At 72.5% G+C, this 20,702-nt stretch carries 16 protein-coding genes; 7 read left to right on the top strand and 9 right to left on the bottom strand.

From position 1 onward, the window contains the following. The first annotated feature begins 9 nt into the window (after positions 1-9). The 5 genes from BQ6202_RS11830 (at position 10) to BQ6202_RS11810 (ending at position 10,204) form a co-directional block, all read left to right on the top strand. Positions 10-2,538 carry an ATP-dependent Clp protease ATP-binding subunit gene (locus tag BQ6202_RS11830; protein WP_072314624.1) on the top strand — a complete coding sequence of 843 codons (2,529 nt, stop codon included), beginning with the start codon at positions 10-12 and terminating at the stop codon, positions 2,536-2,538. 423 nt (positions 2,539-2,961) lie between these two features. Continuing rightward, positions 2,962-5,862 (top strand): CshA/CshB family fibrillar adhesin-related protein, encoded by a 2,901-nt coding sequence (locus tag BQ6202_RS11825; RefSeq protein WP_072314623.1) that lies wholly within the window; start codon positions 2,962-2,964, stop codon positions 5,860-5,862. A gap of 55 nt (positions 5,863-5,917) precedes the next feature. Next, positions 5,918-7,339: a SpaH/EbpB family LPXTG-anchored major pilin gene (locus tag BQ6202_RS11820; protein ID WP_083587247.1), complete on the top strand. Its 1,422-nt coding sequence runs from the start codon at positions 5,918-5,920 to the stop codon at positions 7,337-7,339. A gap of 81 nt (positions 7,340-7,420) precedes the next feature. Next, positions 7,421-8,314, top strand: a complete 894-nt coding sequence (locus BQ6202_RS11815) for a class C sortase (RefSeq protein WP_072314621.1) — start codon at positions 7,421-7,423, stop codon at positions 8,312-8,314. 240 nt (positions 8,315-8,554) lie between these two features. Next, positions 8,555-10,204 (top strand): DHA2 family efflux MFS transporter permease subunit, encoded by a 1,650-nt coding sequence (locus BQ6202_RS11810; protein ID WP_234946205.1) that lies wholly within the window; start codon positions 8,555-8,557, stop codon positions 10,202-10,204. 12 nt (positions 10,205-10,216) lie between these two features. Here the strand turns inward: BQ6202_RS11810 and BQ6202_RS11805 are convergent, their stop codons facing one another. The 9 genes from BQ6202_RS11805 to paaA all read right to left on the bottom strand — a co-directional run bounded on the left by BQ6202_RS11805 (position 10,217) and on the right by paaA (position 18,698). After that, positions 10,217-10,987, bottom strand: a complete 771-nt coding sequence (locus BQ6202_RS11805) for a DUF805 domain-containing protein (RefSeq protein WP_072314620.1) — start codon at positions 10,985-10,987, stop codon at positions 10,217-10,219. Positions 10,988-11,039: 52 nt separating this feature from the next. Next, positions 11,040-13,187: a RecQ family ATP-dependent DNA helicase gene (locus BQ6202_RS11800; RefSeq protein WP_072314619.1), complete on the bottom strand. Its 2,148-nt coding sequence runs from the start codon at positions 13,185-13,187 to the stop codon at positions 11,040-11,042. Between the two features lie 61 nt (positions 13,188-13,248). Continuing rightward, entirely contained in the window at positions 13,249-13,989 is a 741-nt protein-coding gene (locus BQ6202_RS11795) for a maleylpyruvate isomerase family mycothiol-dependent enzyme (protein ID WP_072314618.1), read from the bottom strand. Positions 13,990-14,042: 53 nt separating this feature from the next. After that, positions 14,043-14,816, bottom strand: coding sequence for an enoyl-CoA hydratase/isomerase family protein (locus BQ6202_RS11790; RefSeq protein ID WP_072314617.1), 774 nt, complete (start codon positions 14,814-14,816; stop codon positions 14,043-14,045). Positions 14,817-14,842: 26 nt separating this feature from the next. Then, complete coding sequence (gene paaE / locus BQ6202_RS11785; protein ID WP_083587245.1) at positions 14,843-15,997, bottom strand: 1,2-phenylacetyl-CoA epoxidase subunit PaaE; 1,155 nt, start codon at positions 15,995-15,997, stop codon at positions 14,843-14,845. Position 15,998: 1 nt separating this feature from the next. Continuing rightward, on the bottom strand, positions 15,999-16,505 hold the full coding sequence (gene paaD, locus BQ6202_RS11780; protein WP_072315143.1) for a 1,2-phenylacetyl-CoA epoxidase subunit PaaD: 507 nt from the start codon (positions 16,503-16,505) through the stop codon (positions 15,999-16,001). Continuing rightward, positions 16,502-17,353 carry a 1,2-phenylacetyl-CoA epoxidase subunit PaaC gene (gene paaC / locus BQ6202_RS11775; RefSeq protein WP_072315144.1) on the bottom strand — a complete coding sequence of 284 codons (852 nt, stop codon included), beginning with the start codon at positions 17,351-17,353 and terminating at the stop codon, positions 16,502-16,504. The genes paaD and paaC overlap by 4 nt, the downstream gene beginning before the upstream one ends. Positions 17,354-17,403: 50 nt before the next feature. Then, the gene (gene paaB / locus BQ6202_RS11770; protein ID WP_072314616.1) at positions 17,404-17,709 is read right to left on the bottom strand and encodes a 1,2-phenylacetyl-CoA epoxidase subunit PaaB; all 306 of its coding nucleotides are present in this window, start codon (positions 17,707-17,709) and stop codon (positions 17,404-17,406) included. Then, positions 17,709-18,698 (bottom strand): 1,2-phenylacetyl-CoA epoxidase subunit PaaA, encoded by a 990-nt coding sequence (gene paaA / locus BQ6202_RS11765; RefSeq protein WP_072314615.1) that lies wholly within the window; start codon positions 18,696-18,698, stop codon positions 17,709-17,711. Before paaA ends, paaB begins: the two co-directional genes overlap by 1 nt. Before the next feature lie 151 nt (positions 18,699-18,849). Between paaA and paaI the strand changes: the two genes are divergently transcribed. Together paaI and paaK are read left to right on the top strand one after the other, a co-directional pair. Further along, the gene (gene paaI / locus BQ6202_RS11760) at positions 18,850-19,296 is read left to right on the top strand and encodes a hydroxyphenylacetyl-CoA thioesterase PaaI (protein ID WP_200792250.1); all 447 of its coding nucleotides are present in this window, start codon (positions 18,850-18,852) and stop codon (positions 19,294-19,296) included. A gap of 38 nt (positions 19,297-19,334) precedes the next feature. Further along, a complete protein-coding gene (paaK, locus tag BQ6202_RS11755) occupies positions 19,335-20,639 on the top strand; it encodes a phenylacetate--CoA ligase PaaK (protein ID WP_072314614.1) in 1,305 nt (434 codons plus the stop codon). Positions 20,640-20,702 lie beyond the last annotated feature (63 nt).

The following is a 20,702-nucleotide window of genomic DNA, read 5'->3' as shown; positions in this document are numbered from 1 at the left end:
AGGACGCACATGGCAGCCATCTACGGGCCCGTCGGCGAGGGATCGTTCGACGACTTCATCGCTCGGATCCTGCAGGGGCAGCGCATGCCCGCGCAGCGCTCCATCGACCTCACCCGCCTCGTTTCGCGGCGCATGAGCTCGGTCATCGCGACGGCGGTCGAGTACGCGCGCGAGCACCGGCACGCCGAGGTCGACGCGCTGCACCTGCTGCACGCGCTGCTCGAGCTGCCGCAGGTCTCGGCCGCCGTCAGCGGCGCGGGCGCCGACCTCGACGGGCTTCGCGCCACGATCGAGGAGCGGATGCCGGCCGACGGCGAGCGCGAGACGCAGGGCCCGCCCGCGCTCACCGCATCCGCCCAGCGCGCGCTGCGCGACGCCTACCAGATCGCCCGCGCCAACGGCTCGAGCTACATCGACCCCGAGCACCTGTTCTTCGCGTTCCTGGTCGCCGGCGACAGCGCGGTCGGCGCGCTGCTGCAGGAGGCCGGCATCACGCAGGAGTCGCTGCAGCGCGGCGCCATGGAGGCGCAGCGCCAGGCGCTCGAGGCGCAGCAGGGGCGGCAGCCCTCGAAGGCGGTCGACCCCGGCTCGACGACGCCGACGCTCGACGAGTTCGGGATCGACCTCACCGAGCGCGCCCGAGAGGGCAGGCTCGACCCGGTCATCGGTCGCGCCGACGAGATCGAGCAGACCATCGAGATCCTCTCCCGCCGCTCGAAGAACAACCCGGTGCTGATCGGTGAGGCCGGCGTCGGCAAGACCGCGATCGTCGAGGGGCTGGCGCGCGCGATCGTCGAGGGCGGCGTGCCCAAGTCGCTCACCGGCAAGCGCGTCGTCGCGCTCGACCTCACGGCGATGGTCGCCGGCACCCGCTATCGCGGTGACTTCGAGGAGCGCATCACGAAGGCGATGGAGGAGATCACCGCCCACAAGGAGCAGCTGATCGTCTTCATCGACGAGCTGCACACCATCCTCGGCGCCGGTGGCGGCGGCGAGGGCGGGATGGATGCCGCGAACATCCTGAAGCCGCGCCTCGCGCGCGGCGACCTGCACATGATCGGCGCGACGACCCTCGCCGAGTTCCGCCGCATCGAGAAGGACGCGGCGCTCACGCGCCGCTTCCAGCCCGTGCTCGTCGCCGAGCCCTCCGTCGAGGACGCCGTGCGCATCCTCGCCGGCCTCAAGGACGCCTACGAGGAGCACCACCGCGTCCGCTACACCGACGCGGCCATCCGCGCCGCGGTCGAGCTCTCGCACCGCTACATCAGCGACCGCTTCCTGCCCGACAAGGCGATCGACCTGATCGACCAGGCCGGCGCCAGGCTGCGCCTGCGGCTGGGCGCGAAGGTCGACGTGGATGCGCTGACGACCGAGCGCGAGCACCTCGAGGACGAGAAGCGGCAGGCCGTCGCGGCTGAGGAGTTCGAGGAGGCGACGCGGCTGCGCGACCGGATCGCCGCGATCGAGGCCGCGATGCAGACGGGCTCCGGCGAGGAGGGCGAGATCGACGAGGAGCAGATCGCCGAGGTCGTCTCGCGCGCCACCGGCATCCCCGCCTCTCGCCTGACCGAGGGCGATCGCGCGCGGCTCGCGGTGCTCGAGCAGGAGCTGCACGAGCGCGTCATCGGGCAGGACGACGCGGTCGCCGCCGTCGCGAAGGCGGTGCGGCGCTCGCGATCCGGCCTCGGCGACGCCGGGCGGCCCATCGGCTCGTTCCTGTTCCTGGGCCCCACGGGCGTCGGCAAGACCGAGCTCGCGAAGGCGCTCGCCGGCAGCCTGTTCGGCTCCGAGGGAGCGCTCGTGCGCTTCGACATGTCGGAGTTCGGCGAGCGGCACACGGTCGCGCGCCTGATCGGTGCCCCTCCCGGCTACGTCGGCTACGACGAGGCTGGGCAGCTGACCGAGCGCATCCGCCGCCAGCCCTACTCGGTGGTGCTGCTCGACGAGATCGAGAAGGCGCATCCGGATGTCTTCAACCTGCTGCTGCAGGTGCTCGAGGACGGCCGGCTCACCGACGGTCAGGGGCGCACCGTCGACTTCCGCAACACGGTCGTGATCATGACGTCGAACCTCGGCGGCGAGTTCCTGGCGTCGAAGTCGGGGCCGATCGGCTTCCAGGCCGGCGACGGCGCGGGCTCCACCGATGAGCTGCGGGCGAAGGTGATGGGCAAGCTGCGCGAGCAGATGCGCCCGGAGCTCATCAACCGGATCGACGAGATCGTGCTCTTCCAGAAGCTCGAGCCCGCGCAGCTGCACCAGATCGTGTCGCTGCTGCTCGAGCGCGTCGGCGAGCGCCTGCGCGCGCAGGGGATCGAGCTCGAGGTGACGGATGCTGCGCTCGCGTGGCTCGCGGAGCACGGGTACGAGCCCGAGTTCGGCGCGCGGCCGCTGCGCCGGCTGATCCAGCGCGAGGTCGAGGATCGCGTTGCCGACCTCGTGATCGGAGGGCTCGCCTCCGGCACGGTGCGGCTCGACGCCCCGGGTGGCCAGCTGTCCGTCGCGACGTCGGCCAAGGAGGAGCCGAGCCCCGCGACCTGACCCGCCGGTCGAGGAGCGCCGCGCGCAGCGCGACGCGTCACGAGACCCAGCCGGCCCCCCGCCGGTCGAGGAGCGCCGCGCGCAGCGCGACGCGTCACGAGACCCAGCCAGCCAGCTCGTCTCGTGGCGCGTCGCCCTACCCGCCCGGCGACGTGGTCTTGCCCGCGCCGCCCGCTGCCGCCATGCTCACCGCCATCCCCCTCCACGAGGACGCCCGCCCGGCGGACAGGTGAGCCCAGCGCGCAGCCGCCCCAAGCCGGGCGCCCGCGCGGCTGAGGAAACCTTAAGTGAGTGCTGCTCGAAGAAAGATTGCTGGAAGCGCGCTTTTGCGCTTAGCCTGCTCATGCTCCCCCCGTCGATCTCGATGGGTTGCGGCGCGCAGTCGCGCCGGGAGCCTCATCCCCTCCCGGAGGTCTCCTCGGCATGCGCGCGTCCAGAACCCGTCGCTCCATCGGTGCGATCGCTGCGGCGACCGCGGCGATCCTGCTCGGTGCCGTGCTCGTGCCGCTCTCGCCGTTGACCCCCGCGTCCGAGGCGGAGGCGGCGCAGGCGACGGGTGGCTCCGGTCGCTACCTGCAGTCGATCGAGTGGATCGAGTGGGGCACGCACAACCAGGCCGTCAGCAACGGCACCCGCACCACCACCGTCACGGTGGCGGGGCAGCCGCTCACGGTCTCGTGCACGATCTCGAGCCTGAGCGGCTCGCTCACCGCGTATCGCCCGGGCTCTTGGGGCGGCGACGCGCTCGACGAGCTCTACAACATCGGCGGCACGGGTGCCAGCAACCGGCTCATCAGCGGCCTGAGCGGGCCGGACAACTCGACCGTCACGTTCAACCTCGCGTGCAGCGCGGCGTACCAGGGTGCGAACGTGCCGCTCGCCGGCCTCGTCTTCGCCGACGCCGAGCAGTCTGGCGCCCAGGAGCACGTGGGCGCGACCGCGCCCGCCGGCGCCACCTGGCGCATGATCGACGGCCACCGCACCGCCGGCTGCACGGCGGACTCCTACGCCTACCGTCCGTCGACCAGCCCGCAGCGGCTCGAGCTCTACGGTCCGACCTCCCCCTGCGCCTCCGGTCCCGCCACGGTGGCGTTCGTCGACGGCGCCACCTCGCTGACGAGCGTGACCGTGCGCGGCGGCGGCAAGAGCGCCATCGCCCTCGGCGTCATGCTCGCGCTCGACTTCGGCGACGCCCCCGCCTCCTACGGCGACGCCGGCGCGATCCTGCAGCCTCGCTACGACCGCGGCGAGGTGCCGACGACGACCGGCGCCTGGACCACGACGAACCGCGGCGTCCCCGTCTTCTCCTCCATCCCCTTCGCGACCCCTTCGACCTCGACGACCACGCCGGTCGGCACCCTCGGTGCCACCGTCGACGGGGAGGGCGCGCCGAACCCGGGGCCGGGGACCGGCGACGACACCACCGGCATCGACGACGAGGATGCGCTCTTCACGTTCACGAGCCCCACGACCGGCCAGCAGGTGACGAGCGGCACCCTCCAGGTCGCGACCGCCGCAGGCCAGCAGTACCAGGTGCGCGTCTCGTGCACCGGCACGGGCGCCGTGCGCGGCTGGCTCGACTGGAACCGCAACGGCTCCTTCATCGGTGCGGCCGACGCGGCGGATGCCTCGCAGCAGACGGTCTGCGCGTCAGGTTCCGCGACCCTCACGTGGACGGTGCCCGCCACCGTCGTCGCGGCGCCCGCCGCGACTCCGACCTACCTGCGCCTCCGCATCGGCGCGACGGGCACGACCCTCGCCCCGACGGGCGTCGCCGCGGTGGGAGAGGTCGAGGACCACCCCGTCGTCGTCGCGCTGCCCCAGCTGGCCGTGACGAAGGCCTCGAACGTGCCCGCCGGTGCCGGCGGCGTGCCAGGGCAGGCGATCGAGTACACGGTGACGCTCCGCAACAGCGGTCAGACGCTGTTGAGCTCGCCACAGCTCACCGACGACCTCAGCGGCGTGCTCACCCGCGCCACCTTCGTCGAGGGCTCTCTGCGAGCCGTGGTCTCCACCGGCGAGCAGGGCACGGTCTCTCGCGCCGGCACCACCATCACCTGGACGCGCACGGCCGGGCTCCCCATCGGCGCCACCGTGACGCTGACCTACCGGGTGCAGCTCACCGAGGCGTCACGCGGCCTCGAGGTGCGCAACACCGCGACCGCGACGGCGACGCCGGTCGGCAGCACCGCGGTCCTCAGCCAGACCGCGGCGGTCGTGAACAGCGGCGCCGTCCGGGTCGAAGTGCGCAAGGCATGGGTCGTCGACGGCGTCAGCTACCCCGAGGGCTCGCAGCCCGCCGGACTCACCGCATCCGCCACCCTCACGGGGCCGGGCGCCGCCGGCGCCACGGCGCAGACGTGGGCCGTGCCCCGCGACGGCTACCTGCCGACCGCGACCGTGACGGTGGCCGAGACCACCACGATCGCTCCCTCCGTCTCCTGCACGCTCGTGTCCTCCACGGCGACGGCCGGCGGCGTCACCCGGCCGATGCCCGCATCCGTCGCCCTCTCGGGCACGACCACCGTCGTCACCGTGACGAACACGGTCACGTGCCAGAGCACCCTGACGCTCGTCAACCGCGTGGACCACGGCAGCGCGGGCGCCGGGCAGTGGACGCTGAGCGCGACCGGCCCGACCGGCTCGCTGTCGGGTCCGACGGGCGTCACCGGGCGCGTCAGCCCCACCGCCGACTACACCCTCGGTCACGCGGGCCCGGCGACCTACGTGGCCTCCGGCCCGTGGTCGTGCACGACGGATGCGGGGGTGCCGGTCGCGCTCACCGGCGCCGCAGTGCGGGTCCCGACCGGCGCACGCGTCACGTGCGCGATCGGGCAGACGACCGCAGAGCTGACGCTCCTCAAGCAGGTCATCGACGAGCAGGGCCAGCTGGTCCCCGCCGCGTTCGAGCTGGTCGCCTCGCCCGCGCAGCTCGCTGGCCTCACCCCGACGGTCGTGCAGGGCGCCGAGCCGGCGCTGGCGGCGAACACCTTCGAGGTTCGGCCCGGCCACGCGTACGCGCTGACGGAGGGCGGCACCGCGCCGCACCTCGCGCTGCGCGTGGAGCGCTACCTCGGGGATCCCGAGGCGCCGATCGACCACGCCGACGCGTCGCTGTGGCAGGAGGTCGATCCGAGAGCCGTCTCCGTCGGCGCTGCCGCGCACGACGTCTACCGCTTCGTCAACCAGGCGGTGCCGGCCTTCGCGCTGCCGCTCACCGGCGGCATCGGCGCCGATCAGCTCGCGCTCGCCGGTGGCGGGGTGCTCGCCCTCGGCCTGCTCCTCGTGCTGGCGCTGGCCGTGCGGCATCGACGCGCGCACTGACCCCTTCGACTTCCCCCATCCCTTCCGAACCACTCATCACCAGGAGAACCCACTCATGAAGCAACGACAGATGGGCATGAGCAGCCGCCTCGCAGCTGCCATCGCCGCCGTGTCGGTCGCCGGACTGCTGGCGCTCGGCGCTGCACCTGCCTCCGCTGCACCCAACATCGACCCCGCCGCCGAGGGCTCGATCACCGTCCACAAGCTCGAGCAGCCGCCGACGCCCGGCACCGTCGGCGACGGCACCGAGATCGACACGACCGGCATGAACCCGCTGGGCGGCGTGACGTTCACGGCGCAGCAGGTCGAGAGCATCGACCTGAGCACCAACGCGGGCTGGGCTGCAGCGGACGGGCTCGTCGCCGCTGACGTGCTCGGCGACGCCGAGGCCTACCCGCTGGGCGCCGCCGACACGGCGACGACCGGCGCGATCGGCACCCCGACCGCAGGTGAGGCGGTCTTCGGCGGCCTGCCGATCGGCGTGTACCTCGTGACGGAGACCAGCACGGGCGCCAACCCGGTCGCGCTGCCGGCGCAGCCCTTCCTCGTCTCGATCCCGCAGGCGATCGAGGGCGATGACTGGCTCTACGACGTCAACGTCTACCCGAAGAACTCGCTGATCGACGTCGCGAAGGAGGTCGTGGACACCGACGCTCGCGGCATCGGCGACCAGGTCGCCTGGACGATCGACACCTTCGTGCCCTACCAGAGCGAGGGCAACACGCTGTCGGCCTTCGCGGTCATCGACCAGCTCTCGGTCGAGCAGCTCGCCTTCGTCTCGGCGACGGTCACGCTCGGCGAGACCTCGCTGACGGCAGGCACCGACTACGCGCTCACCTCGACCGGCGGCCTCGTCGTCGTCGAGATGTCAGGCCCCGGCCTCCTCGCGCTGAACGCTGCCGGCGGCCAGACCCTCGCCGTGACGATCACGAGCGAGATCATCGCGGTGGGCGACGGCTCGATCGAGAACACCGCGGCCGTCTTCGTCAACGACCCCGAGCGGATGAACGGCTTCGTGTCGAACGAGGCGGTGAGCTACTGGGGCGCGCTCCAGATCACCAAGACGGCCGCCGGCTCCACCGAGCTGCTCGACGGCGCGGTCTTCGAGGTGTACGACACGGCCGGCGCGCTGGTCGAGGTCGACGGCGAGACGCGGTTCACGACCGTCGACGGCGTCGTCGTCATCCCCGGCCTGCGCACGACGCTCGAGGGCGTGACCTACACGCTGCGCGAGGTCGAGGCACCGCTGGGCTACATCATCGGCGGCACCGGTGACTACGAGGTCACGGTGCTCCCGAGCAGCCTGGCAGCGCCCAACACCACGACGATCGAGAACGCGCAGGCTCCGGCCTTCCAGCTGCCCATCACGGGTGGCGACGGCCAGATCGCCTTCCTGATCGGCGGCGGTGCGCTGCTGCTGATCGGCATCGGCGTCGTGCTGGTCGTCGCGCGTCGCCGCGGCACGCACAAGGCCTGATCGGCCCGATCCGCTGTGCGGGGCGGTGGCGAGCGATGCTCGTCGCCGCCCCGCCGCATCCGCCACACCTCGAGGAGCGCCATGCGCCGCATCCGCAGGACCCGCCGGGCGACCGCGCTCGGGTCGGTCGCGGCTGCGCTCATCGCGTGCGGCTCGAGCATCATGGTCTACCCGTCGACCGCGGCGTGGTTCGCCGAGGCGGCGCAGTCGCAGGTCGGCCAGTCCTACTCGCAGGAGGCGGCCGAGCTCGGCCCCGCTGATCGCCATGCGTCGCTCGCGGCGGCGCACGCCTACAACAGCGCGCTCACGGGCGGAGCGGTGGTCGACCCGCTGCTCGAGCGAGTGTCCGACGGATCCGGCGAGGTGGCGGCCGAGTACCGCTCGCTGCTCTCGCTCGACGAGGCCGGCGTGATGGCGCGCGTGCGCGTGCCCGCGATCGGCGTCGATCTGCCGATCTACCACGGCACGAGCGAGGCGGTGCTGCGCCGTGGCGTCGGCCACCTCTTCGGCACGGCGCTGCCCGTCGGCGGCGAGGGTGGTCACACCGTCCTCACCGCTCACCGCGGGCTGCCGGAGTCGACCCTCTTCAGCGACCTCGACCAGGTGGCCGTCGGCGACCTGGTGCAGGTCGAGGTGTACGGCGAGGTGCTGACCTACCGCGTGCGCGACACCCGCGTCGTCCAGCCGGAGGAGACGCACTCGCTCTACCCGGTGGCGGGGGATGACCTCGTGACGCTCATCACCTGCACGCCGCTCGGGATCAACACGCACCGGATCCTCGTGACCGCGGAGCGCATCCCGACCCCGGCGGCGAACGAGCCCGCGCTGGTGATGCCACCGATCCCCGGCCCGCCGTGGTGGGCCGTCGGGCTCGCCGGAGCGCTCGGACTGTCGACCGCCGTCCTCACGGGCACGGCGCGCCCGCGCACGCCGGCCTCGGGCGCGGTGCAGAGCGCCACGGCGCTCGCTCGCTGAGGCAGTGCCCGCTCGCTGCGCCCCTCCACCACGACGCTCAACCGGCTGACGGGCAGGCCGACCGCCGTAGGGGCGTCCGCCCACCAGCTGACCGGTCGAGGGTCCGGATGGCGATGCCGTGGCCGGCCGCGAGCACTCAAGATGCATAGCCAGGCGCACAGAGAGCCTGGCTATCATGTTTGCTTCGAGGTGCCTCCGGACCGCCCGCGCTGCCCGTGCATCGATGCACGAAGGAGCACCGTGAGCCGCGAACCCGACCCCGCCCTGCCCGCCGACCGCGCTGACCGCGCAGCGCCCGCGGACCGCTTCGTGCGCTACCGCTGGTGGGGATTGCTCGCCATCAGCCTCGGCGTCGCCATCATCATCATGGACTCGACGATCGTCTCGGTCGCCATCCCGTCGATCGTCGACGACCTGCAGATCTCGAGCACCGAGATCCAGTGGGTCCAGGAGATCTACACGCTGCTCTTCGCGGCGCTGCTGCTCACCTGGGGTCGCCTGGCCGACCGCGTCGGCCGACGCCGGATCATGCTGACGGGCATCGTCATCTTCGTCCTCGCGAGCGTGCTGTGCGCGCTCGCCGACAGCGGCGCGCTCCTCATCGCCGGCCGTGCGCTGCAGGGGCTCGGCGGCTCGATGATCCTGCCGACGACGCTCGCGCTGCTCAACGCGAACTTCCACGGGCGCGAGCGCGGCATCGCGTTCGCGGTGTGGGGCTCGACGATCGGCGGCATGGCGGCGATCGGGCCGCTCGTGGGCGGCTGGCTCACCGAGAACGCGAGCTGGCGGTGGGCGTTCGGCATCAACGTGCCCGTCGGCGTGCTCATCGTCGCCGGTCTGCTGCTGTTCGTCGCGGAGTCGCGCGAGGCCTTGGCGGGCGCGGCGCAGCGCCTCGACATCGGCGGCGCGCTGCTGTCGATCCTCGGCTTCGGCGCCCTCGTCTTCGGTCTCATCGAGGGCCGCAGCTATGGCTGGTGGACGGCGGAGGACGCCGTACCGTTCGACGTCGTCGGCGTCTCGCCCGTGCCGCTCGCGTTCCTCGTGGCCGTGCTCGCGCTGACCGCCTTCGTGCTGCTGCAGCGCGCTCGCGGCCGCGCGGGCAAGGGGGTCATCCTCGACCTCTCGCTGTTCCGCATCCCCTCCTTCGCGAACGGCAACGTGACCGCGCTCATCGTGAGCTTCGGCGAGTTCGGCCTCATCCTGTCGCTGCCGCTGTGGTTCCAGAACGTGCTCGGGTTCACCGCGTTCGAGGCCGGCCTCGCGCTCGTGCCGCTCGCGGTCGGGTCGTTCCTCGCGAGCGGCGCGGTCGCCGGGCTCGCGCGCAGGCTCAGCCCGGTCGTCGTCGTTCGCATCGGCCTCGTGCTCGAGATCAGCGCGATCGCTGCGCTCGCGCTGCTCATCCGCCCCGACAGCACCGCATGGCTGACCGCTCCGGTGCTGTTCGTCTACGGCATCGGCGTGGGGCTCGCGACCGCGCAGCTCACGAGCGTGGTGCTGGCGGATGTGCCCCTCGAGCGCAGCGGGCAGGGCTCGGCGACGCAGAGCACGGCACGGCAGACCGGCTCTGCGCTCGGCATCGCCGTGCTGGGCAGCGCGTTCTTCACCTCGCTCGCCGTCGGCACCGAGGGTCGGCTCGCCGACGCCGTCGCGGCAGACCCATCGCTGCAGCCGCTCGTCGACTCGGTGACGGCGAGCTCTGGCGGCAGCATCGCGGCCCTCGCCGCCGACCCGCAGACCGCGTTCATCGCGGAGGCGGCGCGAGCCGCCATGACCGAGGGCACCGCGCTGGCCGGCTGGATCGCGGCGGCTGCACTCGTCGTCGGGCTGCTCTCGAGCCTGCGCATCCGCAGTGCAGCAGCGGATCGTGCGCCGGAGGCGGCCGCGGACTGACGCCCGCCGCGGCTACGGCTGCTGCTGCTGCGGCTCTGACTGCGAGTAGGAGGCCGGGTGGTCGTAGGGGTGCGCCATCTGCCCCTCGACGGGTCGTGCCACGCCCGGTGGCATCCACGGGGGCTGGCCGGTCGCGGGAGCGTATGCGGGCGAGCTCGATGCGGGCGGAGCGTATGCGGGCGAGCCCGATGCGGGCGGGCCGTAGGCGGGGGAGCCGTGGGCGGGCGGACCGTACCCCGGGTAGCCGTGCGCGGGAGCACCGTGCGCGGGCACGCCGTAGCCGTACTGCGTGGCCAGGTGCGCGCGGTACGCGGGGTCGAAGCGGATGCCCTCCGGGCTCGACGGGAAGATGCAGAGGATGAGCGGGATGATCGAGAGGCCAGCGAGCGAGAGCAGCGTGAAGGCGCCGTGGAAGCCGGCGTCCTGGAGCCTGCGCCACATCGAGGAGTAGGTGGGCAGGATGAGCGGCAGCGAGACGAGCACGACGATGACGCTCAGCAGCGTGATGCCGCCGGAGCCGGCGAGCGAGATGCTGACGAGCAGCTCAGGATCCTGGCTGGCCGCCGCAGCGATGATGCTCGCGATCAGGCCGAAGCTCGCCACCGCGAGCAGCGCCGACGGGATGAGCAGGACGATCGCGACGAACAGCTGTGCCCACCAGTACTCGCTGCGGCTCGCGCGTCCGGAGAAGAGCACGTAGCCCTGGAAGAAGCGCTTCACCGCGAGGCCGAACGACGTGCCGGGCAGCGGCTGGCCGACTGGCACGGCGATCGGGACGGTCATGCATCCATTGTCCCCCAACCTGCGACCGGATCACGCCACCGGCGGGCTCGGCTCAGGCCTGCAGGGCGAGGCTGAACGGCAGCACAGCGGATGCGCCGGCGCGGCGCAGCGAGCGACCTGCGACCGTGATCGTCCAGCGGCTGTCCACCAGGTCGTCGACCAGCAGCACGGGGCGGCCCGCAACGCCCTCGACCGCGCTCGCCAGCTCTGGCCCGAGCGCGAACCGATCCCAGACGCTCGCGAGCCGGTAGGCGCTGTTGCCGCCCGGCTCGCCCGCAGGACCGCCGTCGACGAGGCTGAGCGCACCGAGGTGGGGCAGTCGGCCGACCTCCGAGAGCGCGTGGGCGACCGATGCGATCAGCTGCGGCCGGCGCCGCGACGGCATGCTGACGACCGCGACCGGGCGCTCGTCCCACTGCCACTCCGCCAGCACTCGGATGCAGGCCTGGACGAGCGCGGGGCTCGCCGGAGCGTCGGGCGTGCCGGGCGCGAAGAGGCCGCGGAGCGTGCCGCCCCAGCCGAGGTCGGTGAGCCGGGCGAGCGCCCGCCCCGCCTCGACGCGCTCGGCCGGCGCGATCTTGCCCTTGACGGGGACGCCGAGCACGTCGGCGCCGGTGGGCCACTGCGCCCGCGGTTCGATGGTCACGCCGACGCGGCTGAGCGACTGCCTGGCCTGGCCGGTCGCCTCCTCGCGCACCTCGCTCGGATACCAGGCCGGCTGCCCCGCCGCGGCGGCGCACGTGTCGCATCGACCGCAGGGCACGGCCGTGTCGTCGTCGAGCGCCCGCTGCAGGAACTCCATGCGGCACGCGCTCGTGCGCTCGTACTCGAGCATCGAGCGCTGCTCCTCGACCCGAGCGGCGGCGATGCGCTCGTAGCGCTCCGCGTCGTAGACCCACGGGGCACCGGTGGCGACCCACCCACCCGTGACGCGCCGCACCGCACCGTCGACGTCGAGCACCTTGAGCAGCAGCTCGAGCGGTGAGCGCTTGAGGTTGACGCGCGCCTCGAGGGCCGGGGTCGACAGCGGAGCACCCTCGGCGGTCAGCTCGTCGATCACCGCGAGCGCCTTCTGCTCGTCGGGCATCGACGAGGTCGCGAAGTACTGCCAGATCGCCTCGTCCTCGGTGCCGGGCAGGAGCAGCACGTCGGCGCTCGCGGCCTTGCCGGCGATCATCGCGGCACGGCCTGCGCGTCCGACCTGCTGGTAGTAGGCGACGGGGGAGGAGGGCGCGCCGAGGTGGATGACGAAGCCGAGATCCGGCTTGTCGAAGCCCATCCCGAGCGCACTCGTGGCGACGAGCGCCTTGACGCGGTCGTGCTTGAGCGCCTGCTCCAGCCCCTCGCGCTCGCCCGCGTCGGTGCGCCCGGTGTAGGCCTGCACCTCGTGGCCCGCGTCGCGCAGCAGCCGGGCGGTGTCCTCGGCGGCGGAGACGGTGAGCGCGTAGATGATGCCAGAGCCCGGCAGCTCGCCGAGATGGCTCAGCAGCCAGCCGAGGCGCGCACCGGCGTCGGGCAGCCGCAGCACGCCGAGGCGCAGGGATGCGCGTGCCAGCGGCCCGCGGATCGTCACGACCGGGTCGCCACCGGCGTGCTCGAGCTGCTCGGCGACGTCGGTGACGACCCGTGAGTTGGCGGTCGCGGTCGTGGCCAGCACCGGGACCCCCTGCGGCATCTGCGCGATGAGGTCGCGGAGGCGGCGGTAGTCGGGGCGGAAGTCGTGGCCCCAGTCGGAGATGCAGTGCGCCTCGTCGACGACGAGCAGGCCGGTGCGAGGGATGAGCTTCGGCAGCTGCTCGTCGCGGAATCGCGGGTTGTTGAGCCGCTCGGGGGAGACGAGGAGCACGTCGACCTCGTCGGCGTCGAGCCGCTGCAGCACCTCGCTCCACTCGTGGGGGTTGGCGGAGTTGATCGCCACGGCGCGCACGCCGGCGCGGGCGGCGGCCTCGACCTGATCGCGCATGAGCGCGAGGAGCGGTGAGACGAGCAGCGTCGGACCCGCGCCTCGCTGGCGCAGCAGCAGCGTCGCGACGAAGTAGACGGCCGACTTGCCCCACCCGGTGCGCTGCACGACGAGGGCGCGCTGGCGCTCGGCGACGAGGGTCTCGATCGCCTCGAACTGGCCCTCGTGGAACTCGGCGTCGGGCGCCCCGACGAGGGTGCGGAGGATCTCGAGGGCGGCATCGCGGGTGGTCGTCACCGCCCCAAGGTCTCAGATGCCGCTGACAGCGGTCGAGGCGCGCGTGGGCAGCGCGGCCGGTTCAGGGTGTGAGGCCGGCGCGGAGGGCCGCCTCGGCGAGCGACCGCTCGCCCTGCACCTCGACGCCCGGAGCCGCGAGCCGGTCGTGGTCTGGCACTCCTCGGCCCCACGCCAGCAGCGCGAGCGATCGCGCAGGGCCGCGCACGACCGCGCTCGGTGCGTCGGCCGAGGCGCCCGCGAGCTCGAGCACTGCATCCGCCCCCGTCGCAGCGAAGGCGATCCGCACCGGCGGCGGAGGCACCCGCTCGAGCCGCAGCTGGCGCGGGTGCATGACGGCCACGACCTCGTCGATGCAGTCGAACCAGAGCGCTGCAGCGTCGCCGAGCTCCGCGTCCTCCAGCGGCTCGCCGATCGCCGTGCGCAGATCCCACAGGTGGATGAGCGTCTCGTGCAGCTGCCGCCGGTGCCAGAAGCGGACGGTGCCGCGCTGCTCGGCCTTCGGCACGCCGTCGTCGACGAGCGCCCAGGCGCGTGCCTCGGGATCGAGCGAGGCGAGGGTCTCGCGCAGCTCGGCCGCGCAGTCGGCGTAGAGCTGCGGCACGTCGAAGGGCCCGCGCCCGAGCGGCTCCTCCTGCCGGCGCCTGGCCTGCCCTGCTGCCCAGTGGTGGATGCGGGCGAGGTGCACGACCAGCTGCTCGACCCGCCAGCGCCCGAGCCACGGCACCGGGGTGCGTAGATCGGCGCGCTGCGCTGTCTCGAGGAACAGCGCCTGGCAGTGGCCGAGCGACTGCAGGTGATCCATGGCGGCAGGCTACGCCGCTTCGCCGATGCGCTCGACCGACGAGCGGCGACCGCTCAGCCGCGCCCGGTGAAGCGCGGCTGCCGCTTCTGCTGGAAGGCCTCGAAGCCCTCCCGGAAGTCGCTCGACTGCGCCAGCTCGACCTGCGCCGCGTTCTCGGCCTCGACCGAGCGCCAGAGTCCCTGCCGGTCGTCGCGCAGGCCGCGCATGATCTCCTTCGTGGCGAGGAAGGCCAGCGTCGGGCCCTGCGCGGCGTGCGCGGCTGCAGCGCGCGTCGCCTCGAGCACCTCGTCGTCGGGGAACGACTGGGAGAAGAGCCCGGCCGCGACGGCTTCAGCACCCGAGAGCAGCCGGCCGGAGTAGATCAGGTCGAAGGCGCGGTGCGCGCCCAGCCGCTCGAAGAGGAGCGCGTGACCACCCGAGTCGAGGGTCGCGCCGAGTGCCGCGAAGGGGCTGCCGAGCTTCGCCGACTCGGCGACGTAGACGACGTCGGTGGCGATCAGGAGCCCGAGCCCGACGCCCAGGCACGCCCCGTGCGCCACCGCGAAGGTCGGCGCCGGGAACGCCGCCATCTGCTCGAGCAGCGGCTGCAGCGCGCCGCGCATGAAGCCCGAGGCGTCGTCGGTGCGCGGATCCACCTGCGAGATGTCGCGGCCGGCGCAGAACGCCTTGCCCTCCCCGCGCAGCACGAGCGCGCGCACACCGGCGCGCTCGGCCTCCGTGTACGCATCCGCCAGTGCATGCAGCGCGGCTTCGTCGACCGCGTTGCGCTTCTCGGGTGCGCAGAGCACGACCTCGGCGATGTCTCCGGCGATCTGCAGCTCGATCATGGTGGCTCCTTCGTCGGCCGGCCGGGTCAGACGTCGTAGTCGACGACCACCCTGGCGGTGTCGGGCTTCGGATGCGACTGGCACGTGAGCACGTAGCCGCGGTCGAGCTCGTCGGGCTCGAGCGCGTAGTTCTCGGTCATGTGCACGCTGCCCGAGACGACCTTCGCGCGGCACGTGCCGCAGACCCCGCCCGCGCACGCGAAGGGCACGTCGGGCCGCACGCGCAGCGCGGCGTTGAGGATCGACTCGCGCGCCGAGATGGGGCTCTCGACCTGCGTCGACTGCCCGTCGAGGGTGAAGTCGAGCGTCCAGGTGTCCTCGCCGGCCTCGACCTGCACCGGGCGGCCGCGGTCGCCGCCCGCGTCGACGGGCTTGCCGGTCGTGAACAGCTCGAACCGCACGTGCGCGGCATCCACGCCCTGCGCCTCGAGCACGTCGCGGCACAGCTGCACGAGCTCGAACGGCCCGCACAGGAACCACTCGTCGACCGAGTCGGGCCGGATGAGCTCCGACAGGATGCGCTCGAGGCGCTCCTGGTCGATGCGGCCCGACATGAGCGGCGCCGCGCGCTGCTCTCGCGAGAGCACGTGGTGCAGCGCGAGCCGCGCGGGGTAGCGATCCTTGAGGTCGGCGAGCTCTTCGATGAACATGACGTCGAGCGTCGACCGGTTCGAGAACAGCAGCGAGAAGGTCGAGGTGGCCGAGCGCGACAGCACCTCGTGCGCGAGCGCCATCATCGGCGTGATGCCGCTGCCGGCGGCGATGCCCACGACGTGCGCGCCATCGATCGTCTCGAGCGCCGAGGTGAAGGTGCCCTGCGGGCTCATGACGTCGACGCGGTCGCCGGGCGCGAGCTCGCTGTTGGCCCAGGTCGAGAAGCGGCCGCCGAGGTCGCGCTTGATGGCGACCGAGATCGACCCCGGCGCCGGCGGCCGGCAGATCGAGTAGGAGCGGCGCATCTCGTGCCCGTCGACCGTGGCGCGCAGCGCCAGGTGCTGGCCGGCGACGTAGCCGAAGTCGCCGTGCAGCTCCTCGGGCACCGCGAAGGTCACCTCGACCGACTCGGCGGTCAGGGGTCGCACCTCGGCGACCTCGAGGGTGTGGAAGCGGCCGCGCGACCGGGGCGCGGAGCCGCCGGCCGGCGCGCGCAGGCCGGTGGAGCCGAGGTTCGTGGCCGCCACGTCAGTGCACCTTGAAGTGGTCGAAGGGCTCGAGGCACGCGAGGCACTCGAAGTGGCTCTTGCACGCGGTCGAGCCGAAGCGCGAGACCTCGCGGGTGCGCAGGCTCCCGCAGCGCGGGCACTTCACGCCGATCATGACGGGGATGGGGCCACGGCGCTCGCCCGCGCGATGCGTGGGCGGGGCGATGCCGTAGGCCTCGAGCTTCTGCTTGCCGGCCTCGCTCATCCAGTCGGTGGTCCAGGCGGGGCTGAGCGTGAAGTCCACGGTGATGTCGCGGAAGCCGGCGGCGGTGAGCGAGAGCAGCACGTCGTCGCGCATCTGGTCGATGGCGGGGCAGCCCGAGTAGGTCGGGGTGAGGGTGACGCGCACGCCCGAGTCGTCGACCTCGACCGCGCGCAGCACGCCGAGATCCTCGATCGTCAGCACCGGCACCTCCGGGTCGGGCACGGCGGCGGCGATGCGCCATGCCTCGTCCCGCGTGCGGGCGGATGCGGTGGCAGCGCTCACCACGACGCCCCCGGGTGCGAGCGGGCCAGCACCTGCATCTCGGCGAGCAGCGGCCCGAGGTGCGTCGAGTGGTTGCCCTGGCGGCCGCCGCCCGAGGACTGGCCGATCTTCGAGTTCGTGAAGTCGGCCTCGGTGATCTCCGCCTCGGCGAGCACGGCCTCCCACACCTCGTCGAACCCGGCGCGCAGGCTCGACGGCCGCGGGGCCGCGCCCTCCAGCCGGTCGTGCAGCGGGTCGTCGCGGAAGAGCTCGTCGGTGTAGGGCCAGACGTCGGTGAGCGCGACGAGCAGCCGACGCCGCGACTCCTCCGTGCCGCCGGCCAGGCGCAGCGTCCACTGCACGGCGTGGTCGCGGTGGTACGACACCTCCTTGACCGACTTCGCGCCGATCGCCGCGAGCGACGCATCCGTCGACCGAGCCAGGGCCGTGTAGAGCTCCTGCATCCAGATCGCGGCGATCAGCCCGCGCACGATCGTGTGCGCGAAGTCGCCGTTCGGCTGCTGGAAGAGCCATGCGCAGCGGAACTCGTGCTCCTCGCGCCAATAGGCCAGCTCGTCCTCGGTGCGACCGGATGCGGTGCCCGCGTAGTGCAGGAGGCTGCGCGCGTGCCCGAGCAGGTCGAGCGCGATGTTGCCGAGCGCCATGTCCTCTTCGAGCTCCGGGGCTCGCGAGATCCACCAGCCGAGCCGCTGCGAGAGGATCAGCGCGTCGTCGCCGAGCCGCATCGCGTACTCCGCGATGTCTGCGCTCGCGATGGCCGAGGCATCCGCCCCGGACAGCTCTGCTGCGAGGTCGAGCTCGTCGACGGTGACGTCGCCGTGCACCGCGTCGGCATCGGCCTGGTGCATCGCGGCGATCGATGCGGCGTCGCGGCCGGTTGCCGGAGGCTGGGGAGCGTTCACAGGTGCGGCACCTCCGCGCTCTTCTCGTAGTACTTCGCGTGGCGATAGTTCTTGCCGGCGGGGCTCTCGAAGAAGGCGCCCTTCTGGTCGGGATCGCTCGTCGTGATGGCGGTGGAGCGCGCCACCCACACCGAGACGCCCTCGTTGCGGCGGGTGTAGAGGTCGCGCGCGTTGCGCAGCGCCATCTCGTCGTCGGGCGCGTGCAGCGAGCCGACGTGCACGTGGCTGAGGCCACGGTTAGCGCGCACGAACACCTCGTACAGCGGCCAGCCCTCGCCGGCGACCTCTCCGGGCGTCGACATCAGGCGGCCTGCCGCTCGCGCGCCGCCTGCTTCTCGGCGTACGCAGCAGCGGCCTCGCGCACCCACGCGCCCTCCTCGTGGGCGTCGCGGCGGTGCTGGATGCGCTGCGCGTTCGCGGGCCCGCGGCCGGCGAGCACCTCGTTGAACTCGGTCCAGTCGATCTCCGACATGTCCCACTGCTGCGTCTCGTCGTTCCAGCGCAGGTTCGGGTCGGGGAGCGTGAGCCCCAGCACCTCGGCCTGGGGCACGAGCATGCCGACGAAGCGCTGGCGCAGCTCGTCGTTCGAGAAGCGCTTGATCTTCCACGCCATCGACTGCGCCGAGTTCGGCGACTCGTCGTCGGGCGGGCCGAACATCATGAGGCTCGGCCAGTACCAGCGGTCCACCGCCTCCTGCGCCATGCGGTGCTGCGCCTCGGTGCCGTTCGAGAGCTCGAGCAGGATCTCGAAGCCCTGCCGCTGGTGGAACGACTCCTCCTTGCAGATGCGCACCATCGCGCGGCCGTAGGGGCCGTACGAGGCGCGGCACAGCGGCACCTGGTTGCAGATCGCTGCGCCGTCGACGAGCCAGCCGATCGCGCCCATGTCCGCCCAGCTGGGCGTCGGGTAGTTGAAGATCGAGGAGTAGCGGGCGCGCGACTCGATCAGCTGCTCCGTCATCTCGTCGCGGCTGATGCCGAGCGTCTGCGCGGCGGAGTAGAGGTAGAGCCCGTGGCCCGCCTCGTCCTGCACCTTGGCCATCAGGATGGCCTTGCGCTTGAGGCTCGGGGCGCGGGAGATCCAGTTGCCCTCGGGCTGCATGCCGATGATCTCGGAGTGCGCGTGCTGCGAGATCTGGCGGATGAGCGTCTTGCGGTATGCGTCGGGCATCCAGTCGCGCGGCTCGATGCGCTGGTCGGCCTCGATGATGGCGTCGAAGTGCGCCTGGGCCTCGGCCAGCGCTGCCTCGTCGCGGTCGGTGACGGATGCGTCGGGTGCGGTGAGCGTCATCGTCGACTCCTCCTGCAGACGGTCGGGCTGCGGTAGGTTCGGAATTAGTGACCGAACGTTCAGTAAGTATAGACTGAGGGCACGCAGGCCCGCAACGGCCTGGAAGCAGCGCCGCCGGCAGGCGGGCGAGACCGAGCGCAATGGAGCGTGCATGGCTTTCGAGGCACCCAGAGACGACACCTGGCTCGCGACGATCATGGCCGAGACCGATCGCGCCAAGGAGGCGTTCGGCATCGAGATCGCCGAGCTCGAGCGCGGCAGGGCCGTGCTCACGATGACGGTGACCGACGCGATGGTGAACGGCTTCGGCATCACGCACGGCGGGCTCGTCTTCACGCTCGCCGACACGGCCTTCGCCTACGCGTGCAACGAGGATGCGAACGCCACCGTCGCATCCGGCGCCGACATCACCTTCGCGAAGCCGACGCGCGCGGGGCAGACGCTCACCGCGACCGCCGAGCGGCGCTGGAAGCGCGGCCGCAACGGGATCTACGACGTGACGATCGTCGACGAGACCGGGGAGACGGTCGCCGAGTTCCGAGGCCGCTCGTTCACGACCAACCAGGCAGCGCCGAGCGGCCCGGGCGGCCCGGCATGACCCCTCCCTCCCGTCCCTCGATCGCACCAGGAGCAACGATGCCCACTGCACCCACCGCATCCGACGACCTGCGCGACGCCGGCGAGCTCCTCTCGCTCGACGAGCTGCGCGCGCTGCAGCTGCAGCGGCTGCAGGAGACCGTGCGGCACGCCTACGGGAACGTGCCGACCTACACGCGCAAGCTCGACGAGGCGGGGGTGCGCCCCGAGGACATCCGCTCGCTCGACGACCTGCAGCGCCTGCCCTTCACGACGAAGGAGGATCTGCGGCAGTCCTACCCCTTCGGCATGTTCGCGGTGCCGATGGCGCAGGTCGCGCGCATCCACGCCTCGTCCGGCACGACCGGGCGCCCGACCGTCGTCGGCTACACGCGCGGCGACCTCGACAACTGGGCGGAGGTGGTGGCGCGATCGCTGCGCGCGGCCGGTGTGCTGCCGGGCATGAAGGTGCACAACGCCTACGGCTACGGCCTCTTCACGGGCGGCCAGGGGGCGCACGCCGGCATCGAGCGCCTCGGTGCGACCGTGATCCCCGTCTCCGGCGGGCAGACCGCGCGGCAGGTGCAGCTCATCCGCGACTTCGAGCCCGACGTGATCATGTGCACGCCGTCGTACCTGCTGACGATCGCCGACGCCTTCGAGGAGGCCGGGCTCGACCCGCGCGAGACCTCGCTGCGGGTCGCGATCTGCGGCGCCGAGCCCTGGACGAACGAGATGCGGGCAGAGCTCGAGCGGCGGATGGGGCTGGATGCGGTCGACATCTACGGCCTGTCGGAGGTCATGGGGCCGGGCGTCGGCAGCGAGTCGGTCGTCACGAAGGACGGGCCGACGATCTGGGAGGACCACTTCCTGCCGGAGATCATCGACGGCGAGAGCGGCGAGGTGCTGCCCGACGGCGAGCTGGGCGAGCTGGTCTTCACGTCGCTGACGAAGACCGCGTTCCCGGTGCTGCGCTACCGCACGCGCGACCTGTCGCGGCTGCTGCCGGGCACCTCGACGCCCACCATGCGGCGCATCGAGAAGATCACCGGCCGCAACGACGACATGATCATCCTGCGCGGCGTCAACCTCTTCCCGACGCAGATCGAGGAGATCGCGCTCGAGATCGAGCACCTGACCCCGCACTTCGTGCTCGAGCTCGTGAAGCGGGGGCGGATGGACGGGCTGGTCGTGAAGATCGAGTGCACGCCGGGCGTGAAGCCGGTCGTGTCGACCGCGGCCGCCGAGATCCTGAAGCTGCGGGTGAAGGAGCGGATCGGCACCACGGTCGACGTGGAGATCGTGCCGACCGGCTCGCTGCCGCGCAGCGAGGGCAAGTACAAGCGTGTCTACGACCTCCGATAGGGGTGCCCTTCGACTCGGTGTGCGCCTGCGGCACGCACCGGCTCAGGGAGCAGGGCCCCGTCC

Origin of the sequence: Agrococcus sp. Marseille-P2731, from assembly GCF_900117395.1 — a bacterium.
Taxonomy (GTDB): domain Bacteria; phylum Actinomycetota; class Actinomycetes; order Actinomycetales; family Microbacteriaceae; genus Agrococcus.
The sequence above is the reverse complement of the archived record's forward strand: the minus strand, read 5'-3'. Positions and strand labels throughout refer to the sequence as shown.